The 25,355-nt window shown below is 73.1% G+C and carries 20 protein-coding genes; 14 read left to right on the top strand and 6 right to left on the bottom strand.

Annotated elements, in window-relative coordinates; all coding sequences use genetic code 11:
* The first annotated feature begins 58 nt into the window (after nt 1-58).
* Complete coding sequence (locus ACF1AG_RS15940) at nt 59-3,442, top strand: CARDB domain-containing protein (protein WP_391809892.1); 3,384 nt, start codon at nt 59-61, stop codon at nt 3,440-3,442.
* A 195-nt stretch (nt 3,443-3,637) separates the two neighbouring features.
* Nucleotides 3,638-4,498: a hypothetical protein gene (locus tag ACF1AG_RS15935; protein ID WP_391809891.1), complete on the top strand. Its 861-nt coding sequence runs from the start codon at nt 3,638-3,640 to the stop codon at nt 4,496-4,498.
* A gap of 16 nt (nt 4,499-4,514) precedes the next feature.
* Here ACF1AG_RS15935 and ACF1AG_RS15930 read toward each other — a convergent pair whose 3' ends face one another.
* The 3 genes from ACF1AG_RS15930 to ACF1AG_RS15920 all read right to left on the bottom strand — a co-directional run bounded on the left by ACF1AG_RS15930 (nt 4,515) and on the right by ACF1AG_RS15920 (nt 7,997).
* On the bottom strand, nt 4,515-5,912 hold the full coding sequence (locus tag ACF1AG_RS15930; protein ID WP_387796549.1) for a hypothetical protein: 1,398 nt from the start codon (nt 5,910-5,912) through the stop codon (nt 4,515-4,517).
* A 203-nt stretch (nt 5,913-6,115) separates the two neighbouring features.
* On the bottom strand, nt 6,116-7,108 hold the full coding sequence (locus ACF1AG_RS15925) for an MASE1 domain-containing protein (protein WP_391809890.1): 993 nt from the start codon (nt 7,106-7,108) through the stop codon (nt 6,116-6,118).
* 61 nt (nt 7,109-7,169) lie between these two features.
* Entirely contained in the window at nt 7,170-7,997 is an 828-nt protein-coding gene (locus tag ACF1AG_RS15920) for a PP2C family protein-serine/threonine phosphatase (RefSeq protein WP_359605384.1), read from the bottom strand.
* A 123-nt stretch (nt 7,998-8,120) separates the two neighbouring features.
* Between ACF1AG_RS15920 and ACF1AG_RS15915 the strand changes: the two genes are divergently transcribed.
* The 3 genes from ACF1AG_RS15915 to ACF1AG_RS15905 all read left to right on the top strand — a co-directional run bounded on the left by ACF1AG_RS15915 (nt 8,121) and on the right by ACF1AG_RS15905 (nt 13,470).
* Nucleotides 8,121-8,468, top strand: coding sequence for a hypothetical protein (locus ACF1AG_RS15915; protein WP_359605386.1), 348 nt, complete (start codon nt 8,121-8,123; stop codon nt 8,466-8,468).
* A gap of 126 nt (nt 8,469-8,594) precedes the next feature.
* Nucleotides 8,595-11,252 (top strand): glycoside hydrolase family 97 catalytic domain-containing protein, encoded by a 2,658-nt coding sequence (locus tag ACF1AG_RS15910; RefSeq protein WP_391809926.1) that lies wholly within the window; start codon nt 8,595-8,597, stop codon nt 11,250-11,252.
* Between the two features lie 166 nt (nt 11,253-11,418).
* Nucleotides 11,419-13,470: a discoidin domain-containing protein gene (locus tag ACF1AG_RS15905; RefSeq protein WP_391809889.1), complete on the top strand. Its 2,052-nt coding sequence runs from the start codon at nt 11,419-11,421 to the stop codon at nt 13,468-13,470.
* A gap of 5 nt (nt 13,471-13,475) precedes the next feature.
* Here the strand turns inward: ACF1AG_RS15905 and ACF1AG_RS15900 are convergent, their stop codons facing one another.
* Nucleotides 13,476-15,041 carry a glycerol-3-phosphate dehydrogenase/oxidase gene (locus ACF1AG_RS15900; RefSeq protein ID WP_391809888.1) on the bottom strand — a complete coding sequence of 522 codons (1,566 nt, stop codon included), beginning with the start codon at nt 15,039-15,041 and terminating at the stop codon, nt 13,476-13,478.
* On the bottom strand, nt 15,038-15,646 hold the full coding sequence (locus ACF1AG_RS15895) for a TetR/AcrR family transcriptional regulator (protein WP_359605391.1): 609 nt from the start codon (nt 15,644-15,646) through the stop codon (nt 15,038-15,040). Before ACF1AG_RS15895 ends, ACF1AG_RS15900 begins: the two co-directional genes overlap by 4 nt.
* A gap of 88 nt (nt 15,647-15,734) precedes the next feature.
* Between ACF1AG_RS15895 and ACF1AG_RS15890 the strand changes: the two genes are divergently transcribed.
* The 7 genes from ACF1AG_RS15890 to ACF1AG_RS15860 all read left to right on the top strand — a co-directional run bounded on the left by ACF1AG_RS15890 (nt 15,735) and on the right by ACF1AG_RS15860 (nt 22,461).
* Entirely contained in the window at nt 15,735-17,330 is a 1,596-nt protein-coding gene (locus ACF1AG_RS15890) for an FAD-binding oxidoreductase (protein ID WP_391809887.1), read from the top strand.
* Between the two features lie 85 nt (nt 17,331-17,415).
* Nucleotides 17,416-18,297, top strand: coding sequence for a YegS/Rv2252/BmrU family lipid kinase (locus ACF1AG_RS15885; RefSeq protein WP_359746680.1), 882 nt, complete (start codon nt 17,416-17,418; stop codon nt 18,295-18,297).
* Nucleotides 18,298-18,452: 155 nt separating this feature from the next.
* On the top strand, nt 18,453-18,890 hold the full coding sequence (locus ACF1AG_RS15880) for a Fur family transcriptional regulator (RefSeq protein ID WP_359605397.1): 438 nt from the start codon (nt 18,453-18,455) through the stop codon (nt 18,888-18,890).
* A 34-nt stretch (nt 18,891-18,924) separates the two neighbouring features.
* Nucleotides 18,925-21,150 carry a catalase/peroxidase HPI gene (gene katG / locus ACF1AG_RS15875; protein WP_359605399.1) on the top strand — a complete coding sequence of 742 codons (2,226 nt, stop codon included), beginning with the start codon at nt 18,925-18,927 and terminating at the stop codon, nt 21,148-21,150.
* 164 nt (nt 21,151-21,314) lie between these two features.
* On the top strand, nt 21,315-21,545 hold the full coding sequence (locus ACF1AG_RS15870; RefSeq protein WP_359605401.1) for a DUF2945 domain-containing protein: 231 nt from the start codon (nt 21,315-21,317) through the stop codon (nt 21,543-21,545).
* A complete protein-coding gene (locus ACF1AG_RS15865) occupies nt 21,542-21,886 on the top strand; it encodes a DUF3140 domain-containing protein (protein WP_359605403.1) in 345 nt (114 codons plus the stop codon). The genes ACF1AG_RS15870 and ACF1AG_RS15865 overlap by 4 nt, the downstream gene beginning before the upstream one ends.
* 158 nt (nt 21,887-22,044) lie before the next feature.
* Nucleotides 22,045-22,461: a hypothetical protein gene (locus ACF1AG_RS15860; RefSeq protein WP_210906488.1), complete on the top strand. Its 417-nt coding sequence runs from the start codon at nt 22,045-22,047 to the stop codon at nt 22,459-22,461.
* Nucleotides 22,462-22,703: 242 nt separating this feature from the next.
* On the opposite strand, the gene ACF1AG_RS15855 is transcribed toward ACF1AG_RS15860, so the two are convergent.
* On the bottom strand, nt 22,704-23,126 hold the full coding sequence (locus ACF1AG_RS15855; protein ID WP_230226982.1) for a DUF350 domain-containing protein: 423 nt from the start codon (nt 23,124-23,126) through the stop codon (nt 22,704-22,706).
* A gap of 231 nt (nt 23,127-23,357) precedes the next feature.
* Here ACF1AG_RS15855 and ACF1AG_RS15850 point away from each other — a divergent pair, with 231 nt between their 5' ends.
* Together ACF1AG_RS15850 and ACF1AG_RS15845 are read left to right on the top strand one after the other, a co-directional pair.
* A complete protein-coding gene (locus ACF1AG_RS15850; protein ID WP_359604566.1) occupies nt 23,358-23,714 on the top strand; it encodes a hypothetical protein in 357 nt (118 codons plus the stop codon).
* Between the two features lie 166 nt (nt 23,715-23,880).
* Nucleotides 23,881-25,134, top strand: a complete 1,254-nt coding sequence (locus ACF1AG_RS15845) for a ricin-type beta-trefoil lectin domain protein (protein ID WP_359604564.1) — start codon at nt 23,881-23,883, stop codon at nt 25,132-25,134.
* The last annotated feature ends 221 nt before the right edge of the window (nt 25,135-25,355 follow it).

Here is a 25,355-nt window from a genome sequence, read left to right as displayed (position 1 = left end):
TCATCGGGCTGCCCGGGTGGCCGAGCGCCCTCAGCACCCGCCGTGGAACGAGGACTTCATGACACGCACGCGTTTCGGCCTGCGCGCGATCACCGGCCTGCTCCTGGCCGGCCTGGTGGCCGCCGGTCTCTCACCCGGTACGGCCGGCGCCGCCGCGAAGGCGGTCCACGGACCCGACCTGGCGCTCGGCAGAAGCGTCACGGCCACCGGGTCCCATCCCGAGCACCCCGCGACCCACCTGACGGACGGCAGTCAACTCACCTACTGGGAAGGCCCCTTGGACACCTTCCCACAGTCCGTGCGCCTCGACCTGGGCGGCGCGGTACGCGTCGACGAGGTCGTGCTGAAGCTCCCGGCCGCCTGGGAGGCGCGCACCCAGACCCTCGCCGTGGAGGGCAGCACCGACGGCTCGTCCTTCACCACACTGTCCGCCTCGGCCGCCCACCGCTTCGATCCCGACCGCGCCAACACCGTCACGCTCACCTTCCCGGCCCGCGACCTACGCCATCTCCGGGTCCGTGTCACCGCCAACACCGGCTGGAACGCCGCGCAGCTGTCCGCGCTCGAGGTGTACGGCGAGGACGGCGGAGGGGGACCGGGGCAGCCACCGGACGACGGGACCGATCTGGCGCGCGGCAAACCGGTCGAGGCGTCCTCCACGATTCACTCCTTCGTGGCAGCCAACGCCAACGACGGGCGCGTCGACACCTACTGGGAGTCGGCCGGTCACCCCGCCACCCTCACCGTCCACCTCGGCGCCGAGGCGGACGTCACCGCCGTTGTCGTCCGGCTGAACCCGGACGCGGCGTGGGAGCGGCGTACCCAGGGCATCGAGGTCCTCGGACGCGACCGCTCGTCGAGCGCGTACACCACGCTCGGGGCCCGCGCCGACCACACCTTCGACCCGGCCGGCAACGACAACGGCGTCACCATCCCCGTCACCGGCCGCGTCGCCGACGTACAGCTGAAGTTCGGCCACAACTCGGCGGGTTACGGCGCCCAGGTCGCCGAGCTGGAGGTCCGGGGCACGGCCGCGCCCAACCCCGACCTGACCGTCACCGCCCTCGACTGGACCCCCGCCGCCCCCACCGAGACGGACCCGGTCACCGTCCGCGCGACCGTGCGCAACGCCGGCACCGCGCGGTCCGCCGCCGCGACGGTGAACGTCAGCCTGGAGGGCACCGTCGCGGGCAGCGCCCCCGTGCCCGCGCTCGCCCCGGGCGACTCCGCCACCGTGTCCGTGGACGCGGGCACCCGCGCCAGTGGAAGTTACACCGTGTCCGCCGTGGCCGACCCCACGGACACCGTCGCCGAGCTGGACGAGACGAACAACAGCCGCACCGCGACGGACCGGCTGACCGTCGCCCGGAGCCCCGGCCCCGACCTGGAGGTCACCGGTATCCGCACCAGCCCGGCCACGCCCGCCGTCGGCGCGCCGGTGTCGTTCACCGTCTCCGTGCACAACCGGGGCACCTCACCCGCCCCCGCAGGCTCGGTCACCCGGCTCACCGTGGCCGGACGCACCCTCGACGGGACCACCGGGGCGATCGCCGCCGGCGCCACCGCCGAGGTCACGGTCTCCGGCACCTGGACCGCCACCGCGGGCCCCGCCGTGCTCACCGCCACCGCGGACGCCACCGGCACGGTCACCGAGACCGACGAGAACAACAACGTCCTCAGCCGCTCGATCGTCGTCGGCCGCGGCGCCGCCGTCCCGTACACCGAGTACGAGGCGGAGGACGGCGCCTACCGGGGCACCCTGCTCACCGCCGACGCAAAACGCACCTTCGGCCACACCAACTTCGCCACCGAGTCCTCCGGACGTGCGTCCGTCCGCCTCGACTCCACCGGCCAGTACGTGGAGTTCACCTCCACCGGCGCCACCAACTCGATCGTCGTGCGCAACTCCGTCCCCGACGCCCCGGGCGGCGGCGGCACCGAGGCCACCCTCAGCCTCTACGCCGACGGGAGGTTCGTGCAGAAGCTCGGCCTCAGCTCCAAGCACAGCTGGCTCTACGGCACCACCGACCAGCCCGAGGGACTCACCAACACCCCCCAGGCCGACGCGCGCCGCCTCTTCGACGAGTCCCACGCGCTGCTCTCCGACACCTATCCGGCGGGCACCGTGTTCCGGCTCCGGCGCGACTCCGACGACACCGCCGCCTTCTACGTCGTCGACCTGATCGACCTGGAGCAGGTGGCCCCGCCCGCCCAGAGGCCCGCCGGGTGCGTCTCGATCACCGAGTACGGCGCCGTCCCCAACGACGGCATCGACGACACCGCGGCGATCCAGCGCGCCGTCACCGCCGACCAGCGGGGCGAGATCGACTGCGTGTGGATCCCGGCCGGGCAGTGGCGCCAGGAGCGGAAGATCCTCACCGACGACCCCCTCGACCGCGGTGAGTTCAACCAGGTCGGCATTCGCGACGTCACGATCCGCGGCGCCGGCATGTGGCACTCCCAGCTGTACACCCTCACGCCCCCGCACCAGGCGGGCGGCATCAACCACCCGCACGAGGGCAACTTCGGCTTCGACATCGACGACAACACGAAGATCTCCGACCTCGCCATCTTCGGCTCCGGCACCATCAGGGGCGGCGACGGCGGCGCCGAGGGAGGCGTCGGCCTCAACGGGCGCTTCGGCAAGAACACCAAGATCAGCAACGTGTGGATCGAGCACGCCAACGTCGGCGTCTGGGTCGGCCGTGACTATTCCAACATCCCCGATCTGTGGAACCCGGCCGACGGACTGGAGTTCACCGGCATGCGGATCCGCAACACCTACGCGGACGGCATCAACCTCACCAACGGCAGCCACGACTCGACCGTGACGAACTCGTCGTTCCGCAACACCGGTGACGACGCGCTCGCCGTGTGGTCCAGCAAGCACGTCAGGAACCCGGCCACCGACATCGGCCACGACAACCACTTCCGCAACAACACCGTCCAACTGCCCTGGCGCGCCAACGGCATCGCGATCTACGGCGGCCACGGCAACACGGTGGAGAACAACCTCGTGTACGACACCATGAACTACCCCGGCATCATGCTGGCCACCGACCACGACCCCACGCCGTTCTCCGGGCAGACCCTGATCGCCGGCAACGGGCTCCACCGCACCGGCGGCGCCTTCTGGAACGAGGACCAGGAGTTCGGCGCCATCACCCTGTTCGCCCAGGGATCCGACATCCCCGGCGTGGTCATCCGCGACACCGACATCCACGACTCGACGTACGACGGCATCCAGTTCAAGTCCGGCGGCGGCGCCATGCCGGACGTGCGGATCTCCGACGTCACCATCAGCGAGTCGAACAACGGCTCCGGCATCCTCGCCATGGGCGGGGCCCGGGGCAGTGCCACCCTGACGAACGTCACCATCACCGGATCGGCGGAAGGCGACGTGCTGATCGAACCCGGCTCCACCTTCGTGATCGACCGGTAGGCGTTCACACGCCGATTGCTCCGTCCGGCGGGCCCGCACCCCACGCGAGGGTGCGGGCCCGTCACCCGTACGGCCCCTTGCCGAAAGGCGCCCCGGTGCGGCCGGCCCCCGCACGGGCGGCGCAGACGGGGGACTTCGCGCGGACGCGCGCGGGGAGCCGAGGCGATCGCGGGTGGACGAAGTCAGGCTGAGTCCATGGCTTCATCGACCGACTGCCCGGACCGTGCGCCCCGCGCCGTGTCCGGCGCCGCCCGGCGGCCGTCCGCCGGACCCGTCCGCCTCCGTACCGGGGCAGGGCTGTGGGCCGTCGTCCTCGTCGTCCTCGCCGCCCTCACCGGGTGCGGGGCGGGCAGCGGCACCGGCGCCCGGGACGACCCCGCCGCCGGCACCGAGCACGAGCACCCGTCCGCGAGCGCCCCCGCGGCGGGGGCGCCGGGCACCGCGCAGGGCCGCCCGGCCACCGAGGCTCCCGCGGTGATCCCCGGCCTCGGCCCCCGCACCCGGGCGTGGATCCCGGGCGACGCCCGCCAGGTCGTCGTGGTCACCGGACGCGACCGGAACGCCAACCACTCCCAGGCCGTGCTGTACCGGCACACCGGCACCGGCTGGGAGGCGGGCCCGGTGTGGCCCGCCCGCAACGCGCTCCGCGGCTGGACCGACGACCACTGGGCCGGCGACCTGCGGTCGCCCATCGGCGTCTACAGCCTCTCCGACGCCGGCGGACTGCTCCCCGACCCCGGCGCCCGACTGCCCTACGACCGCTCGGACGGCTTCGCCGTCAGCGGCACCGGCTTCGAAGGGGAGCCGCTGGAGGGGTCCTTCGACTACGTCGTCGCCATCGACTACAACCGCACACCCGGCACGTCCCCGCTGGACCTGACCCGGCCGCTGGGCGCCGACCGGGGCGGCGGCATCTGGCTGCACGTCGACCACGACGGCCCCACCCAGGGCTGCGTGAGCCTCAGCAAGCAGCACATGCGGGACCTGCTCCTCGCCCTCGACCCCGTGCTGCGCCCGGTGGTCGTCATGGGCGACGCCGCGTCCCTGCGCGAGTGACCGCCGCCCCGCGGGGTCAGGGCGCGATACCGACCCCGGGGACACGGCTCCACGCCTTCTCCTGCGCGGCCGTCATCGCCGGCCAGGACGTGCCGCCCGGCCGGGGACGCACCCGCGAGGCGTACGGCGCCGGCCGGTACCCGGGGTCGTAGAAGCAGCCGGTGGCGTACACCCGGTCGAACGCCGGGCAGGACGCGGCGACCGACCGAGGCGTCGGCCGCTGCCCGGTGCGCGCCCAGCGGTCCAGCGCCGCCAGCGACGTGGCGTACTCGGCGTCGCTCAGCGCGGAGTGCTCGTGCTCACCGGTGAACGTCTGTACCAGCCACCCGTCGCGGTGCGCGCCCCGCAGCGTGTCCCGGTAGGCCGCCTCGTGCTCCACGAACGCGGTCGGGTCGTCCTTGGCGTGCAGCGTCAGCACGGGGATCGCCACCCGCCCGGTGAGGTCGCTGTCGTACGACAGGTCGCGCACGGCCGCCGGGTCGGCGGCGAACCGCTCCACGCCCGCGTTGAGCGCCCTGTCGTCGTGCGAACCGGTGTACCGCACCCCGCGGTTGGAGAACGGGTTACGGCCGCCCAGCCGCTCGTGCACGATGTCCCGGAAGGTGAACACCGAGAAGCGCAGATGCGACTCCAGCGTCCGTTCCGGGACACCGGTGACGTTCAGGATGTCGTCCAGGTTCCGCTGCTGGAGGGCGGTGCGCTCCCCGGGAGGCGACGCGTACCCGGTGCACTCCTGGAGCCGGGCGCGCAGCCCGGCCGTGGTCAGCGTGGACCCGCGGCGCAGCCCCTGCCACAGCGGGTACTGCTTCTCCTCGGGCCGGGGCAGGTTGGCGCAGTAGTACTGGTAGACCACGCGCAGGTCGACGCGGTGGTCGTAGCCGCGGGAGGCCCCGCCCAGCACCCCGTTGGTGAGCAGCGCACCGTCGTACGGGCCGCCCGCGGGGGCGTAGGTCTCGACGACCTTGGCGGCCACGTTCCCGCCCCACGACTGGCCGTGCACGTAAGTCCGCCGCGGCTCGCCGAACCGCTCGACGAAGAGCCGCCGTACGTTCTCCGTGTCGGCGGCGGCCATCCGGGTGCCGTAGCCGCCCCTGCGGTACGACGACCCGGCCCAGGCGTACCCCTGGTCCACCATCACCCGCCAGCGCCCGAGGTCCTCGACGCTGCGCTCCGGGTCCGAGGCGTCGCCCAGGTCGGGGCCGCCGTGGGCGTGCACGACGAGCCCGCCGTTCCACCGCGCGGGGACCGCGATCGCGTAGTGGGCGCCGTTCGCGTCCGTGCCGGCCCAGCAGGCGGCGCCGTCCGGCAGCCCTTCGGGACAGGCGGCCGGCCGGGGCGACGTGTCCCGGGCCTGCGCGGCCGGTGCCGGGGCGAGGGCGCCGGCCAGCGTCCCGGCGATCAGCAGCCCCGCCATGCGCCGGCGGGTGCGCGGGGAGCGGGGGAGACGGAGGGCATGACGGAATCTGTTCACGGTGCGGCTCCTGGTTCGGCGGCGCGTTGCTGCGCACGGGCGGCGATGCTAGGAACGCCGGCCGCCGGACACCACGGGCGGAGCGGTTGCGTTCATACTGTTCTGCCGCAACGGACCCGTGTGCGCGGACGGTTCACCCCCGCGGTTCAGCGCGCGCCGGGGCCCTCCTCACGCTGCGGCCGGCCGTGCGGGGCGGGCTCGCCCGCCGTCAGATGCTCCAGCACCTCGACCAGTTCCTTGCACGCGAGCTCCACCGAGCGGCGGGTGTTGTGCTGCTCGGTGATCACCGCGGACAGCAGCAGCGAGGTGAGGGCCGCCGCCGCGTTGAAGGCATGGAGAGTGATCATGATGTACGTGTCCGACAGGTGATCGAACGGCCCGGTCCTGTGGGCCGCCGCGTCGGTCGCCAGGAAGGAGGCGAACAGGGCGCACAGCGTGCTGCCGGGCAGCTCGAACCGCAGCGCCGACCAGATCAGCAACGGATAGACGACGAACAGCAGACTGGCCTGGGTGTGCGTGACGACCGGCACGAGGACCGCCGTGACCACCACCAGGGCGGTCGCCTCCTTCCAGCGCGACCACTGCACGGGGGTCCGCACCCGGGGCAGGAGCAGCAGCACCGGGGCGATCAGCAGCACCCCCATCGCGTCGCCCACCCACCAGGGCAGCCACACCGACCAGAAGGACCCGGAAGGCAGGTCGCCGGAGGCGACGAGCACCCCGGCGGCGACCGTGGAGCTGACCAGCATCGCGGCGAAGCCGCCGAGGAACACCAGGCTGAGGCAGTCGCGTAATCGGCCGAGGTCGGTGCGGAAGCCTGCCCTGCGCAGCAGCCAGTAGGCGCTCAGCGGCGCGGCGGTGTGGGCGAACAGCAGTCCCAGCGAGTTCAGGCGCAAGGAGGTGAGGTGGGCGACCACCAGCAGCGCGCCGAGGGCGATGCCGGGCCAGACGCGCGGTCCCAGGAGCAGCAGGGACGCGACGGCGATCCCGGTCGGGGGCCAGATGGGGGACACGACCGAGCCGTCGATCCGCAGTTCGTACACCAGCCCGAGCCGGCCTCCGGCGTAGTAGCAGGCGGCGACGGCCAGCGTCTGCAGCACGTAGAGGGCCGGTGTACGGAGATCCTGGCGAGCCACCACATCTGTCATCAGACACCGAGGCGGCCGTCACGGCCAGGTGAGAGGCACGGCGCTGTCGGCCCTACGGTTGACCGGCGGGCTCGTGCCCGATCACGAGGACCGCCGCGTCGTCGTCGTGCCCCACCTCGGTCGCCCCCTTGATCACGGCGGCGGCGAGCGCGTCCGCGCCGATGCGAGCGACCGCCGCGACGCCCGCGAGCCGCGACACCTGCTCCAGCCCTTCGTCCAGATGCATCGACGGGCCCTCGACGACGCCGTCGGTGACCATCACGAACACCCCGCCGCAGTCCAGCCGGTACCGCGTCACCGGGTACACCGCCCCGGACTGCACGCCCAGTGGCGGACCGCCTTCGTCCTCGGTGACACCGGACCGCCCGTCCGCCGTGGCCCACACGCACGGCAGATGACCGGCGCGGGCGCTCTCCAGCACCCGGGTCTCCGGGTCGAGCCGCATGAAGGTGCAGGTCGCGAACAGGTCGGCGCCCAGCGTCAGCAGCAGCTCGTTCGTCCGCGCCAGCAGCTCGCCCGGATCGCTGTCCACGGAGGCGAGCGCCCGCAGCCCGACCCGCACCTGCCCCATGAAGGCGGCGGCCTCGATGTTGTGCCCCTGCACGTCGCCGATCGACAGGCCGATCCGGCCGTCGGGCATGGTGAACGCGTCGTACCAGTCGCCGCCCACGTTGAGGCCCTGGTTGGCGGGCACGTACCGCACCGCGAACCGTACGCCGTCACCGGTCGGCAGCCCTCTCGGCAGCATGCCGCGCTGCAGCGCGACGGCAAGCTCCACCCGCGAGCGCTGCACCTCGGCCGCCGCACGCGCCTGGGCCGTCAGCGTCCCGAGCCGCGTCAGCAGCTCGTCGCCGTGGTCCTTGGAGCCGGTGCGGGACATGGATCACTCACTCGGGCCGGGACACAGGGTCCACCGGCAGGGACAAACCGTATGAAAGGCGCAATCACCAGGATGATAGGCAGAACGCGTTTGGCCGGGCCAGTCGGTGTGAAGGCTGGCCGCATGGAGCAGCGCGAGATCATGCAGCGGAGCGTCGGCATCCTCACGGAGGCCCTGGAGATGCGGCGTCGCCTGCGCGCCGACCCGGACGCCGACGTGACGGCCGACAGTGCGGTCGCAGGGCTGCTCGAGGACATGCTGCCGCGCATCCAGCTCCCCGCCGACGCCACTGCGCGCGAGGTGGCGGAGATCGTCACCGGGAAGCTCGGGCCTGCCATCGTGCAGATCACCTCCGCGCTCACCTTCGCCTTCGTCCAGCTCGCCGAGATCCACGACGAAGGGCGCACCGACGTGTCGTCCGCGGACGTCCTGCGCTCCATCGCGCTCCACTACCAGCGGGACGACTCCTGAGCTGATCCCAACCACCGTGTGAGGGACGGTGGTTGAGGAACGGGTGAGCGGGAAGGGTTGTCCCGAACCAAGACAGACAACGATGTCACCTCTTGGACGGAGACCCCCGTGCCCAGATCGTCGCGCATGTCGCCAGGCGGCCCGCGCCGGACGCTCCTCCCCGCCCTGCTGCTCTCCGCCGCGCTCGTCCTCACCATGCTCGGCGCCCCCGCCCGGGCGGCGGGGCCCGGCGGCAGCTGGACCGTGCACCAGCCCGGTGCGCCACGGGACGGCGTCACGGCCGTCGTCCGTCTCGACCCCGCGGACGGCACCCTCACCCTCACCGCCCGCAAGGGCGCCACGACGGTGCTCGAACCGGCGCCGCTCGGCATCGTCACCTCCGCCGCCGACCTCACCTCGGGGCTGCGCGCGGACTCCCGGCACACCCGGCAGGTGACCGAGCGGTACTCCATGACCACCGGCAAGCAGCTCCACCGCACCGCGCGGATGACGGAGACCCGGTTCACCTTCACCGGCCGGGACGGCGCCCGCCTCGGAGTAGTGGTCCGCGTCGCCGACGACGGCGTCGCCTACCGCTACGTCCTCCCGGGGCCCGGTACGGTCACGGTCGAGCGGGAGGCGTCCGCGTTCCGCCCGCCCGCCGCCGCGCGGGCCTGGCTCACGCCGTACTCGGTCAACTACGAGCGCCTGTACGCCCCCGCCACCGCGGCCGGCGCCGCCCCCGGCGCCTACGCCTATCCGGCGCTGTTCCAGGTCGGGGACGTCTACGCCCTGCTCACCGAGTCGGACGTCGACGGCCGCTACGACGCGAGCCGGCTGGTCCACGAGGGCGACGGACGCTACACGGTGCGTCTGGCCGACCCCGAGGTGACCTCCGAGGGGCCGCTGGCCACGCCGTGGCGCACGGCCGTCGTCGGCGACCTCGCCGCCGTCACCGAGTCCACCCTGGTCGACGACCTGGCCCCGCCTTCGCGGCTCGCGGACACCTCGTGGATCCGGCCCGGGAAGGTCGCCTGGTCCTGGCTGGACGGTTTCGGCGCCGCCCAGCGTGACCTCGCCGCCCAGCAGCGGTTCGTGGACCTCGCCGCCGCCCACGGCTGGCCGTACACCCTGGTGGACGACGGCTGGAAGACCACCGACTGGATGCCCGAGCTGATCGCGTACGCCCGGCAGCGGGGCGTCGACGTCCTGCTGTGGGCGCACTGGACCGATCTCGACACGGCGGCCGAGCGCGCCGAGTTCCTGCCCCGGGTGAAACGGTGGGGCGCCTCCGGACTCAAGATCGACTTCATGGACTCCGACTCCCAGGCGCGCTTCCGCTGGTACGACGACATCCTCCGGGACACCGCCCGGCACCGGCTGCTCGTCAACTTCCACGGCGCCACCCTCCCCAAGGGCGTCCAGCGGACCTGGCCGCACGTGATGACCCTGGAGGCGGTGTACGGCGCCGAGCAGGCCACCGTGCCCGCGGCGGGGCTGACGGCCCTGCCGTACACGCGCAACGCGGTCGGCTCGATGGACTACACGCCGATGGGCTTCCAGTTCGGCACCCGTACCGTCTCCGACGCGGCCGAACTGGCGCTGTCGGTGGTGTTCGAGTCCGGCTTCCAGAATTTCGCCGGTTCGGTCGCCGCCTACCGTGAGCGGCCGGAGCTGGCCCGCTTCCTGGAGCAGGTGCCGACGGTGTGGGACGAGACGCGGCTGCTGTCCGGGCTTCCCGGCGAGAGCGCGACGTTCGCCCGCCGCCACGGCGACCGCTGGTTCCTGGGCGGAGTCCACGCCGGTGAGGCGGGGAGGGAGCGCGTGCCGCTGGACTTCCTGGGCGGCGGACGCTGGCTGGCGGAGGTCGTGCGGGACGGTGAGGACGGCGGGCTGCTGCGTGAACGGCAGGTGGTCACGCGCCGGGACGTCCTGGAGGTGCCGACGGCCGAACACGGCGGGTTCGCCGGGCAGATCTGCCGGTTCACGCCGGGGCGCGACACCTGCGACCGGCCGGTGACCCGGCTGCCGCTCACCGCGCTCACCGCCGCTCCGGCACGCGCCGAGGCGGACCCGGGCGGCTCCGTCGCCGTCACCGGCCGGTTCGCGGTGGAGGAGTCGGGCCCGGCGACGGACGTCCGGCTGACGGTCGACGTCCCCGACGGCTGGACCGTCGACGGCGACGGCACGACGGCGGCCGAACTGCGCACGGGAGAGGCGCTGTCGGGCAACTGGGCGGTGCGGGTGCCGTCCGACGTCCGCCCCGGCGGCCACGATCTGACCGTGCGCGCGGAGTACCGCGCACCGGACCGGCCGAACTCCGGGGTGCTGAGGGCCGAGCGCCCGGTGCGGGTGTTCGTGCCGGAACCGGGCGTCACCTACGTGAGCGATCTGCCGTTCACCTCCGAGCGCAACGGGTGGGGGCCGGTCGAGCGGGACATGTCCAACGGCGAGCGCGACCCCGCCGACGGAGGTCCGCTCACACTGGCGGGCACGGTGTACGACAAGGGCCTGGGGACCCACGCGGAGGGCGAAGTCGTCGTCGAACTCGACGGCCGGTACGGGCGGTTCAGGGCCGACGTCGGCGTCGACGACGAGGTGGGCGCCAAGGGCACCGTGGCCTTCGAGGTGCTCGGCGACGGCAGGACCCTGCTGACCACCGGGATGCTCGGCGGCTCCGACCCGGCCTTCCCCGTCGACGTGGACGTCACCGGCGTACGGCAGTTGACGCTGCGCGTGCTGGACGGCGGGGACGGGGTGGACTCCGACCACGCCGACTGGGCGGACGCGCGGCTCGTGCCGTAGCTGCGGGCGGGACGGTCCACGGAGGGCGTGGGCCGTCCCGCCGACGGAGCCGGGTGTGCGCACACTCTTGACGGCGTACGCGCGGGTGGCGATGCTCCCCGAAGGGGTTTTGCTGAGGTCATGACAACTGTGGTCGTGACCGCTCCGTCGACGGAGGGACCCGCCGGTGACCACCTCTCGCTCCGGACGCCACGCCGGGATCGTGACGCTGCTCCTCCTGGTCCTGGCAGCCGTGCTCACGCCCACGTCCAGCTCGGCCGCCGACGGCAACTGGTGGGACCCGGTCGCCCGGCCCGAGCCGGACTCGCAGGTCGGTGTGACCGGCGAGCCGTTCAAGGGCACCGACTCCGCCGGACGGGTGCGCGGATTCGTCGACGCGCACAACCACATCATGTCCAACGAGGCCTTCGGCGGCCGGCTCATCTGCGGCAAGGCGTTCTCCGGCAAGGGCGTCGCCGACGCGCTCAAGGACTGCCCCGAGCACTACCCCGACGGCTCCCTCGCCGTCTTCGACTTCATCACGGGCGGCGGCGACGGCCGTCACGACCCGGACGGCTGGCCCACTTTCGCCGACTGGCCGGCGCACGACTCGCTGACCCATCAGCAGAACTACTACGCCTGGATCGAGCGAGCCTGGCGCGGCGGGCAGCGGGTGCTGGTCAACGACCTCGTCACCAACGGCGTGATCTGCTCGGTCTACTTCTTCAAGGACCGCAGCTGCGACGAGATGACCTCCATCCGCCTCCAGGCCGCACTGACCTACCGGATGCAGGATCATGTCGACGCCATGTACGGCGGGCCGGGCAAGGGCTGGTTCCGCATCGTCACCGACAGCGCGCAGGCGCGTGAGGTGATCGAGCAGGGCAAACTGGCCGTGGTGCTGGGCGTGGAGACCTCGGAGCCGTTCGGCTGCAAGATGATCCTGGACATCGCCCAGTGCGACCGGGACGACATCGACGCGGGCCTCGACGAGCTGTACGACCTGGGTGTGCGCAGCATGTTCCTGTGCCACAAGTTCGACAACGCGCTGTGCGGCGTGCGCTTCGACTCCGGAGCGCTCGGCACCGCCATCAACGTCGGGCAGTTCCTGTCCACCGGCACCTTCTGGCGGACCGAGCCCTGCACCGGCCCGCAGCACGACAACCCCGTCGGCCTCGCCTCCGCCCCCGCCGCCGAGAAGCACCTCCCGGCGGGCGTGCAGGTCCCGTCGTACGACGCGGACGCCCGGTGCAACGTGCGCGGGCTGACCGGGCTGGGCGAGTACGCCGTGCGCGGCATGATGACGCGCGGAATGATGCTCGAGATCGACCACATGAGCGTCAAGGCCGCCGGCCGGGTCCTCGACCTCTTCGAGTCCGCGTCCTACCCGGGCGTCCTCTCCTCGCACAGCTGGATGGACCTGAACTGGACCGAACGCGTCTACCGGCTCGGCGGGTTCACCGCCCAGTACATGAACGGCTCCGAGCAGTTCGTCACCGAGGCCGGCCGCACCGAACAGCTGCGGGACGCCTACGGCGTCGGCTACGGCTTCGGCACCGACATGAACGGCGTAGGCGGCTGGCCCGCCCCGCGCGGCGCGGACGCGCCCGACCCGGTCACCTACCCCTACCGCAGCGTCGACGGCGGCTCCCTCCTCGACCGGCAGACCACCGGGCAGCGCACCTGGGACCTGAACACCGACGGCGCCGCGCACTACGGGCTGGTGCCCGACTGGATCGAGGACATCCGGCGCGTCGGCGGGCAGCACGTCGTGGACGACCTCTTCCGCGGCGCCGAGTCCTACCTCACCACCTGGGGCGCGACCGAACGCCACCGCCCGGCGGCGAACCTCGCCCGGAGCGCCCTGGCGACGGCCTCCTCCGCCGAGTGGAACCCGTTCACCAGCTACGCCCCCGCCCGCGCGGTCGACGGCGACCAGGGCACCCGCTGGGCCAGCGACTGGACGGACCACCAATGGCTGCGCCTCGACCTCGGCGCCGCCCACCGGATCAGCCGCGTCACCGTCGACTGGGAACGCGCGTACGCCAGTTCGTACCGCGTGGACGTGTCGACCGACGGCACGGACTGGCGCACGGTGTGGTCCACGACGACGGGCGACGGAGGTCTGGACACGGCGATGTTCACGCCGGTCGAGGCACGGCAGGTGCGCGTCGTCGGCCTGAAACGCGGGACCAGGTACGGCTACTCGCTGCACGAGGTCGGCGTGCACGCACGCTGACCGCGTCAGCCCGTCGCGGGCGCGTCGGCCAGCAGCTCCCGCACCGCCTGAAGCGCCGCCGTCCGGTCGGACGGGACCAGGCCGATGCGGGTGCGGCGGTCCAGGACGTCCTCCTCGTCCAGCGCGCCCTCGTGGAGCACCGCCCACAGCGCCTCCGCGGCCGTGACCGGATAGCCGGGGAGGACCGGCTCGGCGAGGCGGGGGTCCCGTTCGGCGAGTGCCAGGACGTCCAGGGCCTCGGTGCCGTGGCGGCGGACCAGGCGGCGGGGCGCGGACAGTCCGGCGAGGACGTGCGGCGCCGCCGCCCCCACCAGGGGGAGGACCGCGGTGCGGGACGGGCCGGCCGCCAGCCCTCGCAGCCGTACCGCCGCGTCCACCGCGTCCTCGGCCATCCGCCGGTACGTGGTCAGCTTGCCGCCGACCACCGTGACCACGCCCTCCGGCGAGGTCAGCACGGCGTGCCGGCGGGAGATGTCGGCGGTCCTCGGCGGGGCGTCCGCGTCCTCCGGCGTGGTGTCCAGCAGGGGCCGCAGCCCGGCGAACGCGCCCACCACGTCGTCCCGGTGCACCGGCGCGTGCAGGACCGAGCAGAGGACGTCCAGCAGGAAGCCGATGTCCGTCTCCGGGGGCTCCGTGACGTCGGGGATGTCGCCGTCCACGGGCTCGTCGGTGAGGCCGACGTAGACCCGGCCGTCGTCCTGGGGGAGGACCAGGACGAAGCGGTTGGTCTCCCCGGGCACCGGTACGTGCAGACCGGCGGTGAGCGGGCCGAGGCTCTCCGGGCGCAGCACCAGGTGCGTGCCGCGGGAGGGGCGGATGCGGACGCCGTCGACGAGGCCGCCCGCCCACACGCCGGCCGCGTTGATCACCGCGCGGGCGCGGATCTCGCCCTCCTCGCCGGTGAGTTCGTCACGGACACGGGCGCCGGTCCCGGTCAGCTCCAGCGCCCGGACGCGGGTGAGGACCCGCGTGCCGTGCGCGGCCGCCGTACGGGCCAGGGCGGTCACCAGGCGGGCGTCGTCGGTGAGCCGCCCGTCCCAGGACAAAAGGCCGCCGCGCAGACCGTCGAGGCGGAGCGCCGGCGCGAGATGGCGGGTCTCCACGACGGAGAGGCGGCGGGGTGCGGGAAGCGTGGCGCGGGCGGTGCGCGCCGCGAGCCGCAGTGTGTCCCCTGCGTGGAAGCCGGCCCGCGCCAGCGCAGCCTGGCCGCGCGAGACCAGCGGGGTGAGCGGCAGCACGAACGGCTGGGCGTGCACCAGGTGGGGCGCCGTGCGCTCCATCAGGATCCCGCGCTCCACCGCGCTCTCGTGGGCGACGTCGAGCCGGCCGGAGGCCAGGTAGCGAAGCCCGCCGTGGACCAGTTTGCTGCTGAAGCGGGAGGTGCCGAACGCCAGGTCGTGGGCGTCGACCGCGACCACCCGCAGTCCGCGCGCCGCGGCGTCCAGGGCGGCGCCCGCACCGGTCACACCGAGGCCGACGACCAGCACGTCCACGGTGTCGCCGTGCACCGAGTCGGTCAGGTCGCGGGCGCGCCGGGCGGCGGACAGGGACGAGCCGCTGAGGGGGGTCATGGCGTGAGGGTCCTCTCCAGAATGCCGCGCAGCTCGCCGAGGAACGCCTCGGCGGACAGCTCGGGGTCGTCCTCGTCGGTCATGGTGCGCAGGGACAGGGTGAAGGACTGCACGACCAACAGCACCGAACGCGCCTGCCGTTCGACGGGCGCGCGGCGCACGGAGCCGTCCGCGTGCCCCTCGCGCAGCACGCCGGCCAGCAGTTCGAGGAGGGCTTCCTGGCTCGCGCCGCGGCGGTCCAGCACGTAGGGGAGGAGCAGTTCGGGGTCGACGTCGAGGATCTTGCGGAAGAGCGGGTGGGCGACGAAGTCCCGCACCGCGTCCACGAGTCCCTGCGTGAGCAGCTCCCGCGCGGTCGTGCCGGCTCTGTGCTCGGGCATGGCCCCGGTGGCCACCGCGATCCACTCCCGCGTCATCAGGTCGCCGACCAGCGACCGCACGTCCGGCCAGCGCCGGTACAGCGTCATACGGGAGACACCGGCGCGGCGGGCCACGTCGGTGAGCGTGGTGCGGCGGACCCCGACGGCGAGCACGCAGTCGCGCACCGCGTCGAGCACCGCGTCGTTGTCCGAACCTGCCGAGGCGTTGTGACGAATAGGCGTCATGTGTAACAGTGTAACGCCACGTGAGGCCGTCGGGCGACGGCATCGCTCTTTCCCGACCCGTCAGGACGGACCCGTGAGGATGACAGGCATGGACATGCTTTGGAGCGGCTGGGGCGACCCCGAGCGGGCGGCCCCGCTGCCCGGATCGGTGACCGGGCTGCTGCGCGACCTGCTCGGCGTCAGACCGCGCGAGACGGCGACCGCCGCCCTCGAGGACCTGGACGTCCCCGCGAGCCCGCTCGCTGCCGACGCGCACCGCGCCCTGGCCGCCGCGCTGGGCGGCGGGACCCACGTCCGAACCGACGCCGAGACCCGCGTCCGGCACACCCGCGGCAAGTCCACCCCGGACCTGCTGCGCATGCGCGGTGGTGACCTCGCCGCGGCGCTCCCCGCGGCCGTGCTGCTGCCCGCCACGCACGACGAGGTGCTGGCCGTGCTCCGCCTGTGCGCCGAACACAGCCTGGCGGCCGTCCCGTTCGGCGGCGGCACCTCCGTCGTCGGCGGTCTCGCCCCGGAGGCGCGCGGCACGTTCGTCGCCCTCGACCTGCGGCGCATGAACCGCCTGCTCGACCTCGACCCGGTCTCCCGCACCGCCACCCTGCAGCCCGGTCTGCGGGCCCCGCAGGCCGAGGCCCTCCTCGCCGGACACGGCTTCACCCTCGGCCACTTCCCGCAGTCCTACGAATGGGCCACCATCGGCGGCTTCGCGGCCACCCGCTCGAGCGGCCAGGCCTCCGCCGGGTACGGTCGCTTCGACGAGATGGTCCTCTCCCTCACCCTCGCCACTCCCGGGGGCACCCTCGACACCGGCCGTGCCCCGCGCTCCGCCGCCGGCCCCGACCTGCGCCAGCTCCTCCTCGGCTCGGAGGGCGCCTTCGGTGTCATCACCTCGGTGACCGTGCGGGTCCGGCCCGTGCCGGAGACCCGCGTGTACGAGGGCTGGAACTTCCCCTCCTTCGACGCGGGCGCCGCCGCCCTGCGCCGGCTCGCCCAGGACGGGCCCCGGCCCACCGTGCTGCGCCTGTCCGACGAGACCGAGACCCTCGTCGGCCTCGCCAACCCCGAGGCGATCGGCACCGGCGACCTCAAGGCGAGCGGCTGCACCGCCGTCGCCGGTTACGAGGGCACGGAGGAGGACACCGCCTACCGGCGCGAGCGGGCCGCCGCCGTCCTGCGGGAGTGCGGCGGCACCCCGCTCGGCGAGGAGCCGGGCCGCCGCTGGGCCCACGGCCGCTACGCGGCGCCCTACCTGCGGGACGCCCTGCTCGACGCGGGCGCCTTCGCGGAGACGCTGGAGACGGCGACGTTCTGGTCCCGCCTCCCCGGCCTGTACGCCGCCGTCCGCGACGCGCTCACCGCCACCCTCACCGAGGCCGGCACCCCGCCGCTGGTGATGTGCCACATCTCCCACGTCTACGAGAACGGCGCCTCGCTGTACTTCACGGTCGTCTCCGCGCAGGGCGAGGACCCCGTGGCCCACTGGGCACGCGCGAAGCACGCCGCGAACGAGGCGATCCTCGCCGCGGGCGGCACCATCAGCCACCACCACGGCGTCGGCACGGACCACCGCGACTGGTACGTCCGCGAGATCGGCCCCCTCGGCGCCGAGGCGCTCGGCGCGGTGAAGCGACGGCTGGACCCTGACAGCGTGCTGAACCCGGGCGTACTGCTGCCCGCCGACTGACGGGCAGGGCCCCTCCCCACCGCCCCCGCCCGGGCGCCCCGCACATCCACCCCACCCCCTCGGCCCGTCCCCCGGAGGCATCCCGATGCGACAGTTCACCGCCGTCGTCAACCCCACCGCGGGCGCGGCCGGTTCCGCCGCCGCGTTGCTCGCCGTCGCCCGGCATCTGCGTGAGGCGGGCGCGGAGCTGGTGACGGAGTACAGCCGGAGTCTCGCGCACGCCAGGGAACTCGCCCTCACCGCCGGAGCGGCGGGCCGCACCGTGCTGGCCGTCGGCGGGGACGGCATGGCCGGCTGTGTCGGCGGCGCCCTCAGCGGCACCGGCGCCACGCTCGGCCTGGTCCCGGCGGGACGGGGCAACGACTTCGCGCGGGCGCTCGGCCTGCCCCGGGACCCGGAGGCCCTGGCCGGCATCCTGCTGCACGCCGAACCCCGCCCCGTCGACACCGTCGAGGTCACCTCGGCCGCCCACGACCGCGTCGTGGTGCTCGGCAGCGTCTACGCCGGGGTGGACGCCCTCGCCAACCGGCACGCCAACCGCTCCCGCCTGCTGCGGGGTTCGGCGTCCTACTACGCGGGCGGCCTGCGGGCCGTGGCCACCTGGCGCCCGGCCCGCTACACGGTCACCGTCGACGGCGAGGAACTCACCCACACGGGGTACACCGTGGTCGCCGCCAACTCGGGCACGTACGGATCCGGCCGTCTCATCGCCCCCGACGCCCGACCGGACGACGGCCTCCTCGACGTCGTCATGATCCGCCACGCGCCACGCCTGCTGTTCTTCGCCCTGATGAACGAACTGCGCACCGGCGCCCACGTGCACCGCCCCCAGGTGCGCGTCCTGCGCGGCCGGGAGATACGCATCGAGGCCGACCGGGCGATCCCGTACGGCACGGACGGTGAAGTCGACGCGACGCTGCCCGTCACGGCGAAGATCCTCCCGGGGGCGCTCGACGTCCTGCGCTGACGCCCTGGCCACAGACCGAGGGGGCGGGACGCGCGGCGGTCCGTGCCCGGCGCTGGGCGCAACCCGGGAGCCACCCACCGTTACCGGACACGCCCCAAGAATGGATCCGTTCGTTCTCTGGAATTGTTCGCGTCTTCGGCGGTAGGTTCGGCGCCATGACCGCATCCCGGCCGTCGACCAGCGCCGAGGAGTTGCGCGGTGCGGGGCTGCGCGTGACCGCCGCCCGCGTAGCGCTCCTCGACACCGTCCGCCAGGGCGGCCATCTCGGCGTCGAGACCGTCGCCGCCGAGGTGCGCCGGCGCATAGGGCATGTGTCCCTCCAGGCGGTGTACGAGGGTCTGAACGCGCTGAGCGCGGCGGGCCTGGTGCGGCGCGTCGAACCGGCGGGGAGCGCCGCCCTCTACGAGGGGCGCGTCGGGGACAACCACCACCATCTGGTGTGCCGTTCCTGCGGCGCCGTGGCCGACGTCGACTGCGCGGTCGGCGAGGCGCCCTGCCTGACCGCGTCCGACGGCCACGGCTTCGAGGTCGACGAGGCCGAAGTCGTCTACTGGGGCCTGTGCCCCGGCTGTTCCACCTCCCGCAGTGCCTGAACTGCGCGAACATTTTTCGCCCGGAAGGACTCCCATGACCGAGAACCATGACGCGATCGTCACCGAACCCAAGGCGGAGGGGGCAGGCGGCTGCCCGGTGGCGCACGATCGCGCGTCGCACCCCACCCAGGGCGGCGGCAACCGTCAGTGGTGGCCCGACCGTCTGAACCTCAAGATCCTCGCGAAGAACCCGCCGGCGGCGAACCCGCTCGGTGAGGACTTCGACTACGCGGCGGCCTTCAAGTCCCTCGACCTCGCCGCGGTGAAGCGGGACATCGCCGAGGTCCTCACCACCTCGCAGGACTGGTGGCCGGCCGACTTCGGCCACTACGGCCCGCTGATCATCCGGATGGCCTGGCACAGCGCCGGCACCTACCGCGTCAGCGACGGCCGCGGCGGCGCCGGCTCCGGCCAGCAGCGGTTCGCCCCGCTCAACAGCTGGCCGGACAACGCCAACCTCGACAAGGCCCGCCGCCTGCTGTGGCCGGTGAAGAAGAAGTACGGCCAGAGCCTGTCCTGGGCCGACCTGCTGATCCTCTCGGGCAACGTCGCGCTGGAGTCGATGGGCTTCGAGCCGTTCGGCTTCGGCGGCGGCCGCGAGGACGTGTGGGAGCCGGAGGAGGACGTCTACTGGGGTCCCGAGACCACGTGGCTGGACGACAAGCGCTACTCCGGCGACCGCGAGCTGGAGAACCCGCTCGGCGCCGTCCAGATGGGCCTCATCTACGTCAACCCCGAGGGACCCAACGGCAACCCGGACCCGATCGCCGCGGCCCGCGACATCCGTGAGACCTTCCGCCGGATGGCGATGAACGACGAGGAGACCGTCGCGCTGATCGCCGGCGGCCACACCTTCGGCAAGACCCACGGTGCGGGCCCTGCCGACCACGTCGGAGACGACCCCGAGGCCGCCTCGCTGGAAGAGCAGGGTCTGGGCTGGAGGAACACCTTCGGCACCGGCAAGGGCGGCGACGCCATCACCTCCGGCCTGGAGGTCACCTGGACCGCCACGCCGACGCGGTGGAGCAACGGGTTCTTCAAGAACCTCTTCGAGTTCGAGTACGAGCTGACCGAGTCGCCGGCAGGCGCCAAGCAGTGGGTCGCCAAGAACGCCGAGGCGATCATCCCCGACGCGCACGACCCGTCGAAGAAGCACCTGCCGACGATGCTCACCACCGACCTGGCGCTGCGCTTCGACCCGGTCTACGAGCCGATCTCCCGGCGGTTCTACGAGAACCCGCAGGAGTTCGCCGACGCCTTCGCCCGCGCCTGGTACAAGCTCACCCACCGCGACATGGGCCCGAAGTCCCTCTACCTCGGCCCCGAGGTCCCGGAGGAGACGCTGCTGTGGCAGGACCCGCTGCCGGAGCGCACGCACGAGCTGATCGACGCCGCGGACATCGCCTCCTTGAAGGAGCGCCTCCTCGCCACCGGCGTGCCCGTGTCGGACCTGGTGTCCACGGCGTGGGCGGCGGCCTCCTCCTTCCGCGGCAGCGACAAGCGCGGCGGCGCCGACGGCGGCCGTATCCGCCTGGAGCCGCAGCGCGGCTGGGAGGCCAACGACCCCGACCGCCTCGCGGGCGTCATCCGTGCCCTGGAAGGCGTCCAGGAGGCGTTCAACGCCGAGCAGACCGGCGGCAAGCGGGTCTCCTTCGCCGACCTCGTGGTGCTCGGCGGTGCCGCCGCCGTGGAGAAGGCCGCCAAGGACGCCGGCTTCGACGTCGAGGTGCCCTTCACCCCGGGCCGCGTCGACGCCACGCAGGAGGAGACCGACGTCGAGTCGTTCGCCGCGCTCGAGCCGACCGCCGACGGCTTCCGCAACTACCTGGGCAAGGGCAACCGGCTCCGGGCCGAGTACCTGCTGGTCGACAAGGCCAACCTGCTCACCCTGAGCGCCCCCGAGATGACGGTGCTCGTCGGCGGCCTGCGGGCCCTCGGCGCCACCCACCAGCAGTCCTCCCAGGGCGTGCTCACCGGGACGCCGGGCGTCCTCACCAACGACTTCTTCGTCAACCTGCTCGACATGGGCATCACGTGGAAGTCGACCTCCGACGACCAGACCGCGTTCGAGGGCCGCGACGCCGCGACCGGCGAGGTCAGGTGGACCGGCTCCCGCGCCGACCTGGTGTTCGGCTCGAACTCCGAGCTGCGTGCCCTCGCCGAGGTCTACGCGAGCGACGACGCCAAGGAGAAGTTCGTCCGGGACTTCGTCAAGGCGTGGGACAAGGTCATGAACCTCGACCGGTTCGACCTCGTCTGATCCGCACCACCCGCCCGGTCCTTCCGGCGCGCTGATCCGTCCGTCCGGGCCGGTCCCCTCAACCGGGGGCCGGCCCGGACGGCTGTCCACCCGAGATGCGCGCGGCCGCCGCTGCCACCAGGGTGGAGAGCGGCCCCACGGTCGACACGAAGGAGGCGCCGGACATGGCGAAGGACAAGAAGTCCGGGAAGGACCTGCACGAGGGCGACCACGTCGCCTGGAGCAGCCACGGCAGCGAGACCACGGGCGAGGTCGAGCAGAAGATCACCGAGCGGACCGAGGCGGCCGGACGCACCGTCGCGGCCTCCGAGGAGGAGCCGCAGTACGAGGTGCGCAGCGACAAGTCCGGCAGGACAGCGGTGCACAAGCCGTCGGCGCTCAAGAAGAAGAAGTGAGCGACGTGGCCGCGGACGACGAGGAGACCTGGAGCGAGTTCCGGAAGCTGGTCAACATGAAGGCCGGCGATCTGGAGAAGTGGCTCGAGTCGGACGAGTCTCGGAGCGCGGGGCAGCACAAGGACGGCGGAGAGTCGACCGGGCACGCCTCGGGACGGCGCATCGTCGAGCTGCTGCGCACCGGGCGCGCCGACCTCACCGAGGACGACCACGCCCACATGCGCAAGGTCGTCGGTTACATCAACCGCCATCTCGCGCAGCGCCCGTCCGGCGACGTCACCGACACCCGCTGGCGTCACTCGCTGATGAACTGGGGCCACGACCCGCTCGCCGGTGACTGACGGCCTGTCACGGTCGTCATGTCGACACGTCGACCGGGAACGTCCGAAAAGCGTCGCGCGTTGTCGGTGTGAGGTTGCACAATGATCGGAAAAGGAGATCAACTCCGGCGCGGTGCTGGGTAGACGGTCTCGTGTCCGGCTCCGGAAAGGTCCTTCAGATGCTTGCCACCGTCGACCGCTCGACCACCCTCGTCGACCTGCCGACCGTCCGCCGACGGCGGGCTCGGGCGGCCGCCGCCCCGTCCCCGGCCGCCGCGCCCGCGTCGCCGGGGACCACGGCCGACGTGCTGCGCATCATCGCGGACCCCCGTACCCCGACGTACGTCACGGTCTTCGCCAACGGCCGCCGTCGGTACAGCTACTGGCGTCCGATCGACCCGGCCACCGGCGCCGGCGGTTGCTACGCCGCGCTGCCCACCGCCGAGTGCGACGAGCTTCAGGCGAGCGGCCGGATCACCCTCGGCGAGCCGGTCGTCGACCCCAACCGCACGACGTACCGCGTCCGTACGGCCGCCCGCGTCCCCCAGGCGCCCGCCCGCCCGGCGGTCGCCCCGGAGCGACGCCGGGTGGCCTGACGGCCGCCCCGCCCCGGCCCGGGCCGGCTCGCCCGGACGTGCCGTTCCGATGTCCGGTCGCGCGCGTCGGCGTGGCCCAGCGGCAGCTGGTACTCCCCGGTAACGCACCGAAAGAGACAACTTCACGGCCACGGCCACTCCCCGGCACCGGCGGCTGAAGCCGGGTACGCGACCGCCCGGCCGCCGCGCGTGCGGTGCGCGGCGGCCGGGCGGTGACGCGCGGACGGAAGGGGACGGCCGGTTCAGGCTATGGACGCCGAGATGACGGCGGACACGGCGATGTTGCAGGACGCGGTCACCCACACCGCCGGGTGGGGCTCCACCTCCACCAGGGTGGCGCCGAGCCGCCCGGGGGTGACCAGGTCGATCACGAAGAACGCCACGGCCATCGTCACCAGCCCCAGCACGCCGAACACCGCCGTGGAGACCAGGCCCTTGCCGAAGTCGTCGTAGGTCGTCCAGATGGAGGTGAACACGATGCCGCCGATGCCGAGCAGCGAGGAGCTGAGCACCACGGCGGCGTTCCGGTTGCGCTCCTGCCAGATCTGCCTGCCGAGCCTGCCGGGCAGCAGCAGGTCGACCAGGAAGATGCCGAGGACCAGCAGGACGAGACCGAGGGCGCTGTAGGCGCCGGCCCGGCCGAGTCCGTTGACGATGTCGTTCATGAGGTGCGCCGGCTCCGTAGCGTGAGAGATCGTGAATGATCGCGGTCAAGGGCGAGCAAAATCTAGCGCACCCCCCGGCCGGACCGGTCCCCGTCCCCGGCGTCCGCACCGAAACACCCGCAGAAAACCGAATCCGGAAAAGGGTGAAGGCGTCTCGCAACTCGGTGTCATGCATGGGCGCTTCCGGGGCATCAGATGTCCATCGGACCGGGGACCGAAGGGGAGACGAGCATGAGCAGGGGCAGCCGGGTTCTCACCGTCATGTACATCGCCGTCGCCCTCTGGCTCGCCTACTGCACCGTGCGCACCTGGGGTGAGGTGCCCGCCTGGACCACCCTTGCCATGGCCGCCGCCTCCCTCGCGCCCGTCCTGGGCGTGGTCCGCGAGACCGTCATCGCCGACGAGCGCCGGGCCGTCGCCGTGCTGCGCGAGCGCGAGGGACGCCGGGCGGCATGGCGGGACGCGGCCGCCGCTGCCGTGGCCCGGGCCGAGGTGGAGGCGGCGTGCTGCGAGCGCTGGTGGACGTCGTGCGCGACCGAGCACGACCCGAAGTGCGCCCACCGCACCTCCTGGGGCACCACGGCCTGATCCCCCTCCTCCCGGTGCGGCGGGACGCGGCCCATGTGAATTCCTGGTCTGTACCAGGGGGTTGACGCCTTCTTATCTCACATCTTGAATCAAGTGGTCGGACCTTCACCCCCCCACCACGGTCGGCGCACCCGTCCCCACGGGTCGCCGTACGGAAGGGAGAGCCATGTCCTCTCCGCGCACGCCCCGCAGATGGCTGGTCGCCGCCCTGTCCGCCGCGCTCCTCGCCTCCGGCGTGGCCGGTACGACCGCCCAGGCGGAACCCGCCCGCGCCACGGCACCCGCCTCCGACGTCTCCGCGGCGGCCGTCGTCTTCTCGGACACCTTCGACGGGCCCGCCGGCGCGGCGGTCGACGGGTCGAAGTGGCACATCGAGACCGGCGACAACGTCAACAACCACGAACGGCAGTTCTACACCGCGGGGAACGACAACGCGGCGCTCGACGGCCAGGGCCATCTGGTCATCACCGCCCGCAAGGAGAACCCGGCCAACTACCAGTGCTGGTACGGCACCTGTCAGTACACCTCGGCCCGGCTCAACACCTCCGGCCGGTTCACCGCGCAGTACGGGCACGTCGAGGCGCGGATGAAGATCCCGCGAGGACAGGGCATGTGGCCCGCGTTCTGGATGCTCGGCACTCCGGTCGACTGGCCGGACTCGGGTGAGATCGACATCATGGAGAACGTCGGCTTCGAGCCGTCCACCGTGCACGGCACGATCCACGGCCCCGGCTACTCCGGGTCGGGCGGAATCGGCGCCGGCTACACGCTGCCCGGCGGACAGGCCTTCGCGGACGCCTTCCACACCTTCGCCGTCGACTGGGCGCCCGACCGCATCACCTGGTCCGTGGACGGCAACGTCTACCAGACCCGCACGCCCGCAGACCTGGGCGGCCGCCAGTGGGTGTTCAACAAGCCGTTCTTCCTCATCCTCAACCTGGCGGTCGGCGGCTACTGGCCCGGCGACCCGGACGGCTCCACCGCCTTCCCGCAGCAACTCCTCGTCGACCACGTCACGGTGACGACCAGTGACACCTCGATCGGCGGCGCGATCCGCGGCCTCGCCGGCAAGTGCGTGGACGTCGCCGGGGCCGGCACCGCCAACGGCACCCCTGTTCAGCTCCACGACTGCAACGGCACCGCCGCGCAGCGCTGGACGACCGGTTCCGACGGTACGATCCGGGCGCTGGGCAAGTGCCTGGACGTGGCCTCGGGCGGCACGGCCGACGGCACACCCGTGCAGCTGTGGGAGTGCAACGGCACGGCCGCCCAGCGCTGGGTGGTCACCGCCGCCCGTGACATCGTCAACCCCCAGGCCGACAAGTGCCTGGACGTGACCGGCAACAACTCCGCCAACGGAACCAGGCTGCAGATCTGGACCTGCTCGGGCACCGCGAACCAGAAGTGGACGGTCGGCTGACCCCGTGACCCCGCCCCGCTCGCCCTCGGGCCGGACCATCGCCGTGTCCGGCGCACTCGCCGCCGCGGCCGGACGCCCGGCTGTCACGGCCTGGCAGGGGCGGGGCGCCCTCGCCACGGGCACGGCTCTGCGGCGGGAGCGTCGGGCCACGCCTGAGGGCGGAACCGTGGGTACGTGAAGGTGAGGGGGCCCCGCGCGGGACCCCCTCACCTCTCACCAGC

Source organism: Streptomyces sp. NPDC014764, assembly GCF_043082785.1.
In the GTDB taxonomy this organism is placed as follows: domain Bacteria; phylum Actinomycetota; class Actinomycetes; order Streptomycetales; family Streptomycetaceae; genus Streptomyces; species Streptomyces althioticus.
The sequence above is the reverse complement of the archived record's forward strand: the minus strand, read 5'-3'. Positions and strand labels throughout refer to the sequence as shown.

Bases quoted from the DNA above. Each gene is read 5' to 3' on its own strand.
- ACF1AG_RS15930 (WP_387796549.1), bottom strand. From the start codon at position 5,912: ATGGCGGGGCTGCTGATCGCCGGGACGCTGGCCGGCGCCCTCGCCCCG.
- ACF1AG_RS15885 (WP_359746680.1), top strand. From the start codon at position 17,416: ATGCGACAGTTCACCGCCGTCGTCAACCCCACCGCGGGCGCGGCCGGT.
- ACF1AG_RS15890 (WP_391809887.1), top strand. From the start codon at position 15,735: ATGGACATGCTTTGGAGCGGCTGGGGCGACCCCGAGCGGGCGGCCCCG.
- ACF1AG_RS15850 (WP_359604566.1), top strand. From the start codon at position 23,358: ATGAGCAGGGGCAGCCGGGTTCTCACCGTCATGTACATCGCCGTCGCC.
- ACF1AG_RS15935 (WP_391809891.1), top strand. From the start codon at position 3,638: ATGGCTTCATCGACCGACTGCCCGGACCGTGCGCCCCGCGCCGTGTCC.
- katG (WP_359605399.1), top strand. From the start codon at position 18,925: ATGACCGAGAACCATGACGCGATCGTCACCGAACCCAAGGCGGAGGGG.
- ACF1AG_RS15915 (WP_359605386.1), top strand. From the start codon at position 8,121: ATGGAGCAGCGCGAGATCATGCAGCGGAGCGTCGGCATCCTCACGGAG.
- ACF1AG_RS15845 (WP_359604564.1), top strand. From the start codon at position 23,881: ATGTCCTCTCCGCGCACGCCCCGCAGATGGCTGGTCGCCGCCCTGTCC.
- ACF1AG_RS15900 (WP_391809888.1), bottom strand. From the start codon at position 15,041: ATGACCCCCCTCAGCGGCTCGTCCCTGTCCGCCGCCCGGCGCGCCCGC.
- ACF1AG_RS15940 (WP_391809892.1), top strand. From the start codon at position 59: ATGACACGCACGCGTTTCGGCCTGCGCGCGATCACCGGCCTGCTCCTG.
- ACF1AG_RS15870 (WP_359605401.1), top strand. From the start codon at position 21,315: ATGGCGAAGGACAAGAAGTCCGGGAAGGACCTGCACGAGGGCGACCAC.
- ACF1AG_RS15880 (WP_359605397.1), top strand. From the start codon at position 18,453: ATGACCGCATCCCGGCCGTCGACCAGCGCCGAGGAGTTGCGCGGTGCG.
- ACF1AG_RS15860 (WP_210906488.1), top strand. From the start codon at position 22,045: ATGCTTGCCACCGTCGACCGCTCGACCACCCTCGTCGACCTGCCGACC.
- ACF1AG_RS15910 (WP_391809926.1), top strand. From the start codon at position 8,595: ATGTCGCCAGGCGGCCCGCGCCGGACGCTCCTCCCCGCCCTGCTGCTC.
- ACF1AG_RS15920 (WP_359605384.1), bottom strand. From the start codon at position 7,997: ATGTCCCGCACCGGCTCCAAGGACCACGGCGACGAGCTGCTGACGCGG.
- ACF1AG_RS15895 (WP_359605391.1), bottom strand. From the start codon at position 15,646: ATGACGCCTATTCGTCACAACGCCTCGGCAGGTTCGGACAACGACGCG.
- ACF1AG_RS15855 (WP_230226982.1), bottom strand. From the start codon at position 23,126: ATGAACGACATCGTCAACGGACTCGGCCGGGCCGGCGCCTACAGCGCC.